Genomic DNA, 13466 nt, shown 5'->3' on the forward strand with positions numbered 1-13466 from the left:
TATTGAATATCGAGCTCATTATTGTCAAAATTAATTATAAATTTGTCTAAGGTTTTGGGGGCAGTCCATTTTCTATTTGGTTTTTATTTGCTAAATTACGTGCTTAACCACGCAACAAACCATATACAAACACGTTGTAAAACATTTTCGAAACGAAATCTAAATGGAAATAATCAATCAAACTGACATAAAAAAATACTATAAAATTTTCGGATATGTAAATTTTATTTTTAGCATTCTTCTTGTGATTTTTTTGACTGATATTGACCTAAAAGAACGGATTTTTGCTCTGATAGCAATTAATGTCGGATATCATATGCTTTATTTATTCTTTTCAAATATTTATGGAGACACATCTCGAATACGAATGAATAATAAATTTAATAATGTTGGCGGCGGAATTATGCTAAAGTTATTTTCTGTATTTGGAATTGTAGCCTCTTTTACTATAACTTATTTCTTTGTTTCAAACGTGATTTCTCAAAAGGAATATTATGGTCTATTTGCTATTTGCATTCCAATCGGACTTTTTCTCGGAGCATATTCTTTGTGGACTAAATTAAACAATGAATAAAAAAACGTTTTACAACACCGTATAAAAAAAATTGCTAGTTTTAGCTAAACCAATGTTAGTTGCTTTGTTTGCTAGCTTCTGATTTTCCTTCGGAAAATCCTCGCACACAAACACACAACTTTCCATATACCAAACGTTGGCATTAATTTGAATGAAGAACATTTTAACATACATTTTATTAGTTTTCCTATTTAGTTGTTCTTCTACAAAACAGAAAGAAAACTTAATTGGAAATTGGTACTCAAATAGTGATAACAACTATGGATTTATAGAGTTTCAATTTTATAATGACTCGCTTATTATTTATGATAAACTTGGTAAAGAATTCACACAATGGGAAGTTAATAAAGACAAAATTCAATTAACTCACATAAACGGATTTACTGATAAAAAGCAATTAACTTATTCTTATAAATTAGATAAATCAAACGAATTACTTACCCTCAAAATTCTAGGAGACACTATAATTCAACTCCCTGAACTAATGAAAGCCAAAAGTACTTATGCCTTTTTCCAAAAAAATATCGGTATCGAAATTGATTTACCAATAAAAGAGAATGAATTAATCCCTTTAAGTTTCCCTAATAATTTGGTTTTTAATATTTATGCAGGTTTTTCAGATAACAATTTAATTGTAAAAACCGATTTCACATCTGACTTAAAAAACTTGGAAAAAGAAGTAGCTGACTTTAAAGAAAACTCACGAGAAGAATTAAAACCATTCTTAAGATTTAACTTGATTGCTGACAAAAATATAACTGAATCTCAAATGGACTCAATTAAAGACCAACTTAAAAGAACTTCAATTGAGCGGATTTTCAGAACTTATAAAAATAAACAAACCGATTATGAAAATAATTTGAATTGGTTTGGACAAAAAGAATAAAAACTAATGCCAACACAGTATATAAAAAATTGCTTGTTTTAGCTAAACCAAAGTTAGTTGCCCGTTTGCTAGCTTCTGATTTTCCTTCGGAAAATCCTCGCACACAAACACGCAACTTTCCATATACCAAACGTTACCTGCAAGCTGAAAAAATGCCAGCGCACAGTCAAGCACATTTCATTTTGCTCGTACCTCACAAAATAAAAAGAGCTTGCCTTTTACCACCTCTGAATAGCTCGATTTGAACCAGTAGTTATATTTTGAGTTACAATAATTGGTTAAATCGGAACTTTTGTATACTTTTGAAGAACAAACTTAATACAGAAAATATGACTTTTCTTGGTAAGTATCTTACTGACAAATCAATAAATAAGGCTGAAGTTGCACGAAAAACAGGTATTAGAAAATCACGCCTTAGTAATCTCAGTACGAAAGAAGATACAAATCTTAAAGCAGAAGAATTATATCTAATCTCTAAGGCGATTGATGCTGACCCAAATGAGATTCTTGAAAAAGTTTATGGACATTTAAAACTGAATAAATAATTATGGAAAATCTTAATTTCATAGATTTATTTTCAGGTGCAGGTGGTTTGTCTGAAGGTTTTATAAAGGCAGGTTTCAAGCCTATTGCTCACGTAGAAATAGACAAAAATGCTTGTGACACTTTAGAAACTCGTTTGATATATCATAAATTAAATTCTGAAAATAAAACAGAAAAATATTACGATTACATTTCGGAAAAAATGACCAGAGAAGAGTTTATAAAAGACTTTGGCAATTCTGAACTTTCCGATTCTGTTATAAATATTCCAATTGGCGGTGATAATAACAAAATAATTTTTAAAAAAATAGACAAACTAGTCAATGGAAAACAAGTTGACTTAATTGTCGGTGGACCACCTTGTCAAGCCTACTCCCTTGTCGGAAGGTCAAGGGACAAAAATGGTATGAAAAATGACCCTCGAAATTTTCTCTATAAGGAATACGCAAAATTCCTTAAAAAATACGAACCAAAAGTATTTGTCTTTGAGAATGTTATGGGATTAATAACTGCTGAAAAGGGAAGTTATTTTAAAAATATGCAAGCATATTTTAAACGTATTGGTTATGAATTAGATTATACAATTCAAAAATCAGAGCATTTCGGAGTATTACAAAAAAGAAGAAGAATTATTTTAATAGGTTGGCAAAAAGGCACTGATTTTAAATACCCAAAATTTGACAAAATCAACGAGAAATATACAATAAGTCAAATTCTATCCGATTTAAAAAAACTAAAACCCGGAGACCAAAAAAATGTCACAAATTATGCTAAACCTACAACGGCATATCTTGAAAGATTTGAATTAAGAAATGGAGTTGACTTTGTTACTCAACATATAGCTAGACCTCACAATGAAAGAGATTTAGACATTTACAAAATTGCTATAAACAAGTGGTTGAAAAAATCAGAAAGATTAAAGTATCCTGATTTACCGACTGAACTCAAAACTCATAAAAACGAAAAATCATTTATTGACAGATACAAAGTTGTCGATATTAATGGGCTTTCTCACACAATGGTTGCTCATATAGCAAAAGATGGTCACCATTATATCTACCCAGATAATAGGCAAATAAGGTCGATTTCAGTCAGAGAAGCTGCAAGGATTCAATCATTTCCAGACGACTTCTTTTTTGAAGGTGGCAGAAGTGCTGCTTTTAGACAAATAGGAAATGCAGTCCCACCTTTGATGGCAAAAGAAATTGCAAAACAAATTAAAGCACAGCTACAATGAGTGATACAACTCACAAAATAAGACCAGCAGCTAGATTAATTCACACCATTGGAAGTGATTTAATTGGCGATTCCTATGCTGCATTGGTTGAACTCGTTAAAAACTCTTATGACGCAGATGCAACTAACGTTGACATAGTATTTAAATATGCAGAAATAGAAAAAGAAAAAGCCTTGTTTATATCCATTAGAGATAATGGTCACGGAATGGATTTTGACACAGTTATAAATAAATGGCTTGTTCCAGCAACTAATGATAAACTCAATAGAAAAATCAGTAAAAATGGAACAAGAATTCTTCAAGGAAGAAAAGGAATTGGTCGATTTGCTGCTTCAATTCTAGGACAAGAAATGACACTTTCGACTGTTGATGAAAATGGAGAAAAATCAGAGACTGTTATCGATTGGAGAATTTTCAAAACAGATGATTATTTAGAAAATATAGAAATTCTTGTTGATAAGAACAAAACAAACGAGCCATCTGGCACAGAAATACTAATTATCGCCAAAGATGAAAAGTATGAAGAAATAATATTAAATGATGAGGGATTAGAGGAAGCTGTTGAAAAAATTGATTCTAAATTATCCTATTGGAATAGAGACACTTTAGAACAGTTAATTAATGAGTTACGAAAACTCATTTCACCTTTTGAAGAATCAATTGATGATGAATTCAAAATTAATTTATCGTTTGAAAACTCACCATTTCCAGAAATAGATGAGAACATAAAAATTGATACTTATCCAATTATTCAATTTTACGATTACCGTATTTCAGGAACCATTTCAGAGGAAGGAAAAGCAAGCCTATTATTTGAAAACAATGTAAATCCAGAAGTTCTACAAAAAGAAAAAATTTCTACAACTTTCGAAGTAACTGGTAATAACAAGTATTGTGGTACAATGAAAGTCGATTTCAGGGTTTTTGATAGAGAGCCAGAAGCAATTGACAATTTGATAAATAAAGGTCTAATAAACCCTGTATCAAAAAATCTAATGGGAAAAAGGCAAGCAAAAAGGTTGCTTGATGAAGTTTATGGTGTTAATGTTTATAAAAACTTTTTCCGAATTAGACCTTATGGAAATGGTGGAATAGATTGGTTGGATTTAGATAAAGATAGAATACAAAACTTTACTTTAAAAATCAGTAATAATCAAATTGTTGGTTTTGTTACTATACAATCAGAAGAAAAATCCGGACTTGAAGAGAAAAGCGCAAGAGATGGATTAAAAGAAAACGAGTATTATTTTGGTTTAAAGGAGCTTGCTCAGAAAGCCTTATTCGAACTAGAAACTAGAAGATTAGCTTATAGAATTAAAAGCGAAAAAAGCAGAGGTAAACAAACCAAAGTACAAGACACCATAAATTCTTTATTCAGTTTAGCAGAAGTTAAGACAACGATAGGTAAAAGGCTTTCAGAATTCAAAATTGATAAAAAAGCGATTGATGAAATTGACACAATTTTAACAAAAGAAGAAGAGAAAAAATTAGAGTTAAAAGAAGAAATTGAAAAAACAATAGCAATTTATCAAGGTCAAGCTACTTTAGGCAAGATTGTTAATTTCATTCTTCACGAGGGTCGTAAGCCATTACAGTTTTTTAATTCCGAAACTAAAGTGATGGAACGTTATTTAAAATTTTATAGAGCAACAAAAGATGAAGAAAACCTAGATGAATTAACACAAAGCATCAATGGTTTTAAAGTAAATAGCAAATTCATTTCAAATCTTTTTAAAAGAATTTCACCTCTTGCAAAGCAAAAACGAGACAAGAAAAGCAACTTCCCTGTAGTTCAAGTTATTAATGAAAGTAAAGATGTTTTTAAATCCCATTTAGAAGATAAGAATATAAAATTCACGGTTATGGGAAACAAGAATATAGAAATATATGGCTGGTCTGAAGACTTATATATCGCTTTGACTAATCTAATTGAAAATAGTGTTTATTGGCTTTCTATCTCAAAGTCCAAAACTAAAGAAATAAAAATTGATGTATTGGAAAATAACAACTCTGTAATTATTGATTATAAAGACTCTGGACCTGGACTATCAAATTTAGAAATAGAATCAGGTGCAATATTTGAGCCTGGTTATTCGAAAAAAATTAATGGGACAGGCTTAGGTTTGGCAATTGCTGGAGAATCTATCGATAGATTAAATGGCGAACTTTCTGCAAGAAAGAGTACAGAAGGAGCCTATTTTCAGATTGAAATCAACAAATAATATGAAGGAACTAAATTTACTAATTGTCGAAGACGATTCAAACGTTATTGCAATATATACTAGAGATATAGACTCTTACAACAAAACAAATTCTGACATTAAAATTGAGGTAACAATTCTTTCGGATAAAGACCAAGCTATTGATATGCTTAAAAATTCCGATAACGTTTTTGACGGAGCTGTTATTGATTTAGATTTAAAACAATCAGGAGGTAGTGACAGTTCAGGAAATGAAGTGATTCGAGAAGTAAAGAACAATTTGAGGTTTCCTGTTTTTGTTATTTCTGGTACATCACACAATATTGACCCATCTCTTAGTGAAGAAACCTCTTTCTTCAAAGTACGCAATAGAGATGATGATTTCGATTTTATTGAAGAAATTGTCGCTATTTACAATACTGGTATTACGGAAATATTAAATCGTAAAGGAACAATAGAAAGCTATATTAATGATATATTTTGGAACCATTTATCCAGTTCATTAGACTTATGGACTGATGACAAAAAAAGGAGTCCTGAAGAAAAACAAAAATCTTTACTTAGATATACTCTATTACACTTGCAAGAATATTTAGAGATTACGGAAGATTCTGAATTTGAAAATTACCATCCTTCTGAAATTTATATTACACCAGTAATAAAACCACACGTATTTACTGGAGATATTGTTCAAAATACTAATGACTCTTTGAATCATGTTGTACTAACACCTTCTTGTGATTTAGCTCAAGGAAAAGCAAAGGATATTTTACTCGTAGCAATTGAACCAATAAAGAATACAATTGCAGGAGAAAAAATTGGGATTCTAAAAAAGGGAAAAGTGGAAAAAGAACAATTGGAAGATGCCGAACAAATTTTACGAAAGCTAATTCACAACGCATATTCGAATAAATATCACTTTTTGCCTAAGTATAAAAATATTGATGGAGGATTAATAAATTTTCAAAAGCTACATTCCTTAAGAGTTAAGGATTTTAATGATAATTATGCTAGGGTTGCTTCAATTAACGGCAGTTTTACTAAAGATGTTGTAGCACGATTTTCTTATTATTATTCAAGACAAGGTTCGCCTGATTTTGATTCCAATGAAGTATTTGAATCATTATTTGAGTAGTGAAAAGCCAACGCTCAAAGCCATACACATTCGCAATTCGCTTCAGCCAATGCTACGCCCAAAATTGCAAAAGAGTATGTCTTCTGCCAACGCTACAAACTGAACGGAAAATAAAAGCCAGCAGGTAACAATGTATATAAAAAATAGGCGAATCAGTAGTAAAACCAAGGCTTTTGGCTCGTATCAAAGTTGGTGCTTAACTGAAAATTCAGTGCTTCGAAATCGCCTACTTTTCATATACTAACCGTTGTAAAACATTTAACCAAACATTGAAAATTGATTGAAACTATAAGAAATTTAACCGAATTAATCAGAGTTGATATTATAATCGGATTTGGACTTTACTCAATAGTCTTTTTCTTATTTCGCAGATTCTCGGACAAAAAAGAATTCTTAAATAATTTTGACAATACTGCTGTCCGATTTACAATCTTTGCGGGAATTACTTACGGAATTTTATGGCTGACAGGACTGTTTTTGAGCTATAATCAAATTGACAATGAAATGGACAAAATCGCTTTTAATCAACGACTGACAGGACCTTATTGGTATGGTTATTGGCTTCAAACGTTATTTTGGCTTTTATTGACTCAACTACTTTGGATTAAACCCTTAAAAAAATCACTAATTTTTAGAATTATTTTGAGCATTCTTTTCCTTTTATCATTTGAGCGGATAGTAATAATCATAAAATCATTTCATAGAGATTTTCTTCCGAGCAGTTGGAGTCTGAATTTATCATTTGGAGAAATAATAATTGGATTGACAATTAAAACAGTAATTTTTATTCTAATTATAAGTGGAATTCATTTTGGAGTAAATAGAATAAAAAACGTTTTACAACAATGTGTATAATTAATGGCTAGTTCTCTCCTATTTACGAAACTCCTCGCGGATTTTCTATTCGGTTTTCGTTTGCTAAATTAGGTGCTTAAACACGCCACTAATCATACACAAAACCGTTGTAACACATTTGACCAAATCAACAAAATGAAGAAAAACAAATTAAACATTCTGACTCTTTTACTTCTAATTCCATTTATTGGAATTGGGCAAATACCGAAAGGACATTTTTTAGATGCCGATAAAACAGCTGAAAGAGGATATAAAGTAAAGCCGTTTAAACAAGAAAAAGAAGGAATTTATCATTATGCAGTTTTGACCGAGTTGCCATTTGTAAATGATTGTGATTCTGGACTTTCGGAAAAAGAACAAATTGCTTGTGCCGAAAAAAATTTGAGAAACTTTATTTACCCTAAAATTCCATCGAACATTGAATTTAAAGGCAATGTTTATATTTATTTAACAGTTACAGAGGATTCACAGGTTGAAAATGTAACTGTAAGTTCATATCCAAATTCGGAATCAACAAGCGAACTCATTAAAGAAGCACTTAACTCAATCGAATTCAAACCCGGAAAATTTAATGGCAAAATCGTTAAATCAAGACTTTGGACTTCATTCACTTTTCCTTCTTCATCAAACGAACTCTTTTCGGTTTCTTTAGAAAAAATGAAAAATGATGAAAACCCAAAATATGAAGACTATGAAAATTTGATTTTCGATGCAAGTCAGTACATATTTTCAAATCCAGTTTATCCAAATGGAACTGAATTTAAATCAGCTGCTCAAATTGTTGGATTTTGGATGAACAAAGATATCGGAATGGGAATTCCAACTTTCGGAAAGTTTTTCGACTCATTAACCAACGAAAACAAACAGCAATATCTTTATGCAGTAGCAATGATAAATTATGGATTAGACCAAAAATTAAATCATAACCGAATATTAGAGTGCAAACCAAAAGACGGACAAAAATATAGCGAACAAGAAGACGTTAAAGAAGTTCAACTTGGCGGAGCCAAAATATTATTGGAATTTATCGGAGATGAGAAAAATAATGTTCCTTTGAGTTCTAAAACAAAAAAGTATTATAAAGCCTACGAAAAAGGAGAACTTGAAGAAAAAATATTTGAATAAAAAACGTGTTACAACAATGGCTATAAGTAATTGCTTGTTCTCGCCTACTTTGAAAATTCCTGCAGAATTTCCAACTTGGTGTGTACTTGTAAAGTTAAGTGCTAATCCACGCAACTACTCATAGCCTAACCGTTGTGTGCAAGTTGAAAAAAATCAAATATTGAAAAAAAATGTAATTTGGAATAAATATTGTTGTATATTTAATCTAATAAAGATTTAAAAAAATGCGAAGAAAAGGAAATATAACTCGTTCTGCTACTAGAAAATTTACTGGTTCAGTAATTCCTGTTGGAAGTAAAACAGGTAAAATTCTTTTAAGTAGCAAAGAAGTGGAAAAAATTCTTGCTGCGGTTCGTGAGGCTTCTACTGGTAAAACTATTCGTGTAGATATTTCAAAAAATACAGCTGAACGTATTTCAGCATTAGCAAAATAAAATGAATATTGCTTTAGCGGGAGTTGTTATTTTAATCTTATTAATTCCTGGAATTTTATTTAATAAATCATATTTTTCAGGAGAATTTTCATCTCAATATACTGTTCAAGATTTTTTCGGTTTACTTGCTAATACACTTCTACCTACAATAATTTTATATTTTACAATCGGTCTTCTTATTTCTATTCCATTTGGTTACGAATATGATTTCAAAACTCTTTTAGGATTACTTTCTTCAAATAAAGAAATAGTTGAAAATTCAATAGAAAATGTAGAAACATTTAAATATGAAATCATTTTATTTAATTCTTTAATGAGTTTAATAGCCTTTTGTTTCGGGCTTTTATTTAATAATTTAGTACTTAAACTAAATTTAGATACAAGATTTCCTTATTTACGATTTCACAACGTCTGGCATTACCTTTTGACCGCAAAGTTTATCTCTCTGGGTCGCTCTCAAATTGAATTATCAAGAGACTCTATTCAAGATACAGATTTAACATATGTAGTTGCATTAGTTAATATAGCAGGTAAGGCAATTTTATATAATGGAATTTTAGTAGACTATGAATTATCAAAAGAAGGAAGTCTTGATTTAATTTATCTAAAAGGAGTTAAAAGAAGAGAAATATCTGAATCCAGAGAATCTTATATAGATGTTGAAGGTCATATTTTAGTATTAAAATATGATAATATAATCAACCTAAATTTAAGTTTTATAGCTACTGACATTGTTAATAATGAACAAGGTGAAATTATAGCAATTGAGACAAGGTTAATTGAATAATAAACCTGCACACAACACCGTATAAAATTAATTGCTAGTGCAAGCTTGCTTACGAAAATCCTTGCGGATTTTCTATTTGGTTTGTATTTGCTAAATTAGGTTTTTAAAACACGCAACTAATCTTATACATCAACGTTACCACCAATTTGAAAAAAGCCGGAACTTTAATATTAATCATAGTAATTTCCATAATCATAAGTGTGATTTATGGAATTACGCTCGATTTTATTACTTCCAAAATTTCGCCTGAATTTTATACAAAACTGACCTTTTTCAATTTTTCAATTTTAGATGATTATTCCAGAGAATTTAGCGGAAATTGGACTTTCGCCCTGATTTGGGTTGGATTTTTCTCAACTTGGTGGTTTGGTTTTTTAACTGGACTGATTCTTGGGATTGTCGGAATGAAATACAGCGACGGAAAAAATTTACTGAATAAAACGCTGAAATCTATACTTATCGTTATTGCAATTACAATTGTATTCGGATTTATCGGATATGGAATTGCGGAATTAAATCCCTCGGAAATTATTACAAATTATAATTTCCCATTTGAAATTGAACATAAAGCGGAATTTAACAAAGTAGCGAAAATCCATAATTTCTCATATTTCGGAGGAATCGTCGGACTTATAATCGGAACGCTGAATCAAATAAAAAACTGGTGGTAACACCGTATATAAAAAATTGCTAATTTTAGCTAAACCAATGTTAGTTGCTCGTTTGCTAGCTTCTGATTTTCCTTCGGAAAATCCTCGCACTCAAACACGCAACTTTCCATATACCAACCGTTGTGCAACATATTGACAAACCCTGTGAACTTTCTAAAAAACATATTCAAATCGACAAAAAACAAAACTTCTAAAGGAGCTTTTTTCAACTCGACTGAATATGAAATGAAAAATCTATTGTGCGGAATTGGAAAATCGAAAATTACAGATAATGAAATTGAGATTTCTGACTATCCATTTGAACCTTCAGTTGCCTTTCCTAATAAGACAATTAACTCAAACGAAATTAAGTCTATGAGTATTGATTTCGGAACTTGTAAAATATATGTTGACAATGATATAATTTTCGTTTCAGCAGAAAAAAAAGAAGAATTAAAAGAGTTTGCGAAAAATAATAACATAAAATTGACCGAACATAGCTGGAATTGGGATTGGATTTTGGAACCTTATCTGGACACAGAATTTACTCAAGAAAATGAGAAAAGAGTTTTAGAAATGCTTAAAGAAAACGGAATAAATGAAAACGAAGTTGACCAAATTAGAGCTGAAGTCGGAAAACAAATGTATAAGTACAATTTTGACACAATGTTATGGGATTGGTGTAGTTTAGGATTGACAGATGTTCTTTCTGGAATGAGAGCGAAATATGATAAAAATGAATTTAGAGACTTTTATAAAAGAGCAATTGAAATTGACAAACAAAATAAAAATACGTTGCACAACAATGTATAACCGCAATTACGGCGGATTCGACTACGTCCGAATCCACTCGGAATTGCTAACGTCTGTGCTAAACCGAAAATAATCGCTAATTTAACCCGTAACTGACGGTTATACTAGACCGTTGTAAACAATTGCTCCTGAAAATGGATATAAAAGAATTAATCGGAATTTTCATTGGAATTATACAAATCATTTTAACCCTTGTAATTGGTTCGTTTTTGATATTCTTACCTTATGCTTTGTTGACCTATTTTTTTAATGAAAAAATTGGTTTATTAGCTCTGTTTTTAATTATCTTAATTCCTCCTATTTACAAGTTTTTAAAGCATAAAATTAATTGGGAGAGATTTAGAAAATAATTGAAATTTGATTTTGACAAATATTGCGGAGTATTAAGCGGACTAAAAATCGAACTGTGCGCAATTAAATGGATTTAAAATATAAAAACATCTGACTGACCAAAGCTGTACGCAACTGTTGCGTCGGACTTCACTCAAGCGGAAAAAATTATAACGGTATAAATCGTGATTACTCAAATGTGTCGCAACTGATTTACAACATTGTATAAAAATAATGCGTAAATTTATTCCTAAATCTAAAGTTAGTGCTTGTTTGCTTGCATCTGATTTTCCTTCGGAAAATCCTCGCACTCAAACTACGCACTATTCTTATACGTAACCGTTACCCAACATTTGAGAAATGCGAACTGAAATTAAATATTTAGAACTGAAAAGTGGATTTTCAGATAATGGACCAGCTTGGATTGGAATGGTTTCTTTTTCAAAAAGTGGAAAGACAATTTACTTTGACGGAAAAGCATTTCAAAGCCTGAGCGGAATGGGAATTAGCGGAAACTATTTTGACATAGAAAGCGGAGAGGAATATTGGATTTCGGGAGTTAAAAAAGATATGTCTGACCGACACAAATTTGGTAAGGGAAAAATCTTTGTGGAAAAACGGATTTTAAATGACTATTTGCAAATTATTGGTAAATCAGATTTACCAAAATCCGACTATGAATTGACCGAAGTGGAAACTGAAAAACCAATTGAGCGGATTAGTGAATTGGAAAACGAAAAAGCTCAACCGACTGAATTTGATTCGGACTTACATTTCAAAAACCCGAACGAATTAACGAATGAAGAAATTGAATTTGTAATCGCGGAATTAATTGAGGAAGAGAAAAATGTTCAGTTCAATAAAGCAAGGAGAAGTTATAAGAAAAAACGACTTGAATTCGAAGCTGAACTTGAGAAACGTGGAATAAAAAACGTTGGGTAACAACGGCTATAATTCAGCGTGGCGACAGTGCAAAAACCGAAAGTAAAACATAAAACCAGCTTGATTTCTCTGCGGAATAGTCCTGCGGACGATTCCACGCCGAAATCATAGCCAAACCGTTGGCAACAAGCTGAAAAACGACATAGATGGAATTTAAAGGAGGAGCAATAATCATAGGTTCATTACTTTGGGACAACGAACCCAAACGAATTAAATGGAGAAAACTTTATCTGGAATCTATAGAAAATCTAATTCCAATAAAAGCTCGAATTCGTTACGGAAGAGAATCAAGTTCTCGGAGAAATACACATACAATGATTTTGTCAAATCACCCAAAAACGGAATTTGGAAATGCGTATATTTTGAGATTTAAGGAAGTACTGAAAAACGCACGGAATTTAGAAAGTCAAGCTTTTGCTATGGCTGGAGCTGAAGGTCTATGGAAAGAATCAGGACCATCTTTGAATAAAAATTGGGGAACTGTTGGACTTTTAATAAATCCAAAGATTGAGAAAACCAGAAATCTTGAAATTATAAAAGAACGTTGGACAAAAATATATGCAGATTATAATTTCAATCCATCCGATTACATTATTGAAAAAGAACCTGAAATAATTGACAAAAACGGATTTCTAAAAATAGAGTGGACTGATGAAATGAACGAATTTGATTTTCTGATAGCGACATTGACTGTTCCCAACCCGAAATCTTTGTTAAACGAAAAAATTATAGCTGAAAGAATAAATGAAACTGGTTATGACGAGTATTTCCTGAACAATTATAAAAACGGAATTAAAACATTCCAAGACGAAGAAATAATAAACAGACTGAATAAAAAGCCAGTTGCCAACACCGTATAAAATTAATTGCTAGTGCAAGCCTACTTACGAAAATCCTCGCGGATTTTGAAGTGCCCCCAAAAAGTTAGACACTATTTGAGGGTATTTTTATGGA

The 13466-nt window shown here is 31.1% G+C and carries 15 protein-coding genes; all 15 read left to right on the forward strand.

The window, feature by feature from the left end:
• Positions 1-163 precede the first annotated feature (163 nt).
• The 15 genes from ACGK9U_RS15815 (at position 164) to ACGK9U_RS15885 (ending at position 13372) form a co-directional block, all read left to right on the forward strand.
• Positions 164-574 carry a hypothetical protein gene (locus tag ACGK9U_RS15815; protein ID WP_394467518.1) on the forward strand — a complete coding sequence of 137 codons (411 nt, stop codon included), beginning with the start codon at positions 164-166 and terminating at the stop codon, positions 572-574.
• A gap of 151 nt (positions 575-725) precedes the next feature.
• Entirely contained in the window at positions 726-1460 is a 735-nt protein-coding gene (locus ACGK9U_RS15820; RefSeq protein ID WP_394467519.1) for a hypothetical protein, read from the forward strand.
• 302 nt (positions 1461-1762) lie between these two features.
• Positions 1763-2005 (forward strand): helix-turn-helix domain-containing protein, encoded by a 243-nt coding sequence (locus ACGK9U_RS15825; protein WP_394467520.1) that lies wholly within the window; start codon positions 1763-1765, stop codon positions 2003-2005.
• 2 nt (positions 2006-2007) lie between these two features.
• Entirely contained in the window at positions 2008-3240 is a 1233-nt protein-coding gene (locus tag ACGK9U_RS15830; protein ID WP_394467521.1) for a DNA cytosine methyltransferase, read from the forward strand.
• Positions 3237-5462: an ATP-binding protein gene (locus ACGK9U_RS15835; RefSeq protein ID WP_394467522.1), complete on the forward strand. Its 2226-nt coding sequence runs from the start codon at positions 3237-3239 to the stop codon at positions 5460-5462. The genes ACGK9U_RS15830 and ACGK9U_RS15835 overlap by 4 nt, the downstream gene beginning before the upstream one ends.
• Before the next feature lies 1 nt (position 5463).
• Positions 5464-6576, forward strand: a complete 1113-nt coding sequence (locus ACGK9U_RS15840; protein WP_394467523.1) for a hypothetical protein — start codon at positions 5464-5466, stop codon at positions 6574-6576.
• Positions 6577-6852: 276 nt separating this feature from the next.
• Positions 6853-7431, forward strand: a complete 579-nt coding sequence (locus ACGK9U_RS15845; RefSeq protein ID WP_394467524.1) for a hypothetical protein — start codon at positions 6853-6855, stop codon at positions 7429-7431.
• A gap of 135 nt (positions 7432-7566) precedes the next feature.
• Positions 7567-8556, forward strand: coding sequence for a hypothetical protein (locus tag ACGK9U_RS15850; protein WP_394467525.1), 990 nt, complete (start codon positions 7567-7569; stop codon positions 8554-8556).
• Positions 8557-8780: 224 nt separating this feature from the next.
• Positions 8781-8990, forward strand: a complete 210-nt coding sequence (locus ACGK9U_RS15855; protein WP_394467526.1) for a hypothetical protein — start codon at positions 8781-8783, stop codon at positions 8988-8990.
• A gap of 1 nt (position 8991) precedes the next feature.
• A complete protein-coding gene (locus tag ACGK9U_RS15860) occupies positions 8992-9777 on the forward strand; it encodes a hypothetical protein (protein WP_394467527.1) in 786 nt (261 codons plus the stop codon).
• A gap of 146 nt (positions 9778-9923) precedes the next feature.
• Positions 9924-10448, forward strand: coding sequence for a hypothetical protein (locus ACGK9U_RS15865; protein ID WP_394467528.1), 525 nt, complete (start codon positions 9924-9926; stop codon positions 10446-10448).
• 225 nt (positions 10449-10673) lie between these two features.
• Positions 10674-11240, forward strand: coding sequence for a hypothetical protein (locus tag ACGK9U_RS15870; RefSeq protein WP_394467529.1), 567 nt, complete (start codon positions 10674-10676; stop codon positions 11238-11240).
• A gap of 134 nt (positions 11241-11374) precedes the next feature.
• On the forward strand, positions 11375-11590 hold the full coding sequence (locus ACGK9U_RS15875) for a hypothetical protein (RefSeq protein ID WP_394467531.1): 216 nt from the start codon (positions 11375-11377) through the stop codon (positions 11588-11590).
• Positions 11591-11930: 340 nt separating this feature from the next.
• Entirely contained in the window at positions 11931-12512 is a 582-nt protein-coding gene (locus ACGK9U_RS15880; RefSeq protein WP_394467532.1) for a hypothetical protein, read from the forward strand.
• A 146-nt stretch (positions 12513-12658) separates the two neighbouring features.
• Positions 12659-13372 carry a hypothetical protein gene (locus tag ACGK9U_RS15885; RefSeq protein WP_394467534.1) on the forward strand — a complete coding sequence of 238 codons (714 nt, stop codon included), beginning with the start codon at positions 12659-12661 and terminating at the stop codon, positions 13370-13372.
• The last annotated feature ends 94 nt before the right edge of the window (positions 13373-13466 follow it).

The organism is Mariniflexile sp. HNIBRBA6329, from assembly GCF_043558645.1.
Lineage (GTDB): Bacteria > Bacteroidota > Bacteroidia > Flavobacteriales > Flavobacteriaceae > Mariniflexile.

Excerpts from the sequence above, each read along its gene's own strand:
- ACGK9U_RS15815 (WP_394467518.1), top strand. The coding sequence starts at position 164 with ATGGAAATAATCAATCAAACTGACATAAAAAAATACTATAAAATTTTC.
- ACGK9U_RS15820 (WP_394467519.1), top strand. The coding sequence starts at position 726 with ATGAAGAACATTTTAACATACATTTTATTAGTTTTCCTATTTAGTTGT.
- ACGK9U_RS15830 (WP_394467521.1), top strand. The coding sequence starts at position 2,008 with ATGGAAAATCTTAATTTCATAGATTTATTTTCAGGTGCAGGTGGTTTG.
- ACGK9U_RS15835 (WP_394467522.1), top strand. The coding sequence starts at position 3,237 with ATGAGTGATACAACTCACAAAATAAGACCAGCAGCTAGATTAATTCAC.
- ACGK9U_RS15840 (WP_394467523.1), top strand. The coding sequence starts at position 5,464 with ATGAAGGAACTAAATTTACTAATTGTCGAAGACGATTCAAACGTTATT.
- ACGK9U_RS15850 (WP_394467525.1), top strand. The coding sequence starts at position 7,567 with ATGAAGAAAAACAAATTAAACATTCTGACTCTTTTACTTCTAATTCCA.
- ACGK9U_RS15855 (WP_394467526.1), top strand. The coding sequence starts at position 8,781 with ATGCGAAGAAAAGGAAATATAACTCGTTCTGCTACTAGAAAATTTACT.
- ACGK9U_RS15860 (WP_394467527.1), top strand. The coding sequence starts at position 8,992 with ATGAATATTGCTTTAGCGGGAGTTGTTATTTTAATCTTATTAATTCCT.
- ACGK9U_RS15870 (WP_394467529.1), top strand. The coding sequence starts at position 10,674 with ATGAAAAATCTATTGTGCGGAATTGGAAAATCGAAAATTACAGATAAT.
- ACGK9U_RS15875 (WP_394467531.1), top strand. The coding sequence starts at position 11,375 with ATGGATATAAAAGAATTAATCGGAATTTTCATTGGAATTATACAAATC.
- ACGK9U_RS15880 (WP_394467532.1), top strand. The coding sequence starts at position 11,931 with ATGCGAACTGAAATTAAATATTTAGAACTGAAAAGTGGATTTTCAGAT.
- ACGK9U_RS15885 (WP_394467534.1), top strand. The coding sequence starts at position 12,659 with ATGGAATTTAAAGGAGGAGCAATAATCATAGGTTCATTACTTTGGGAC.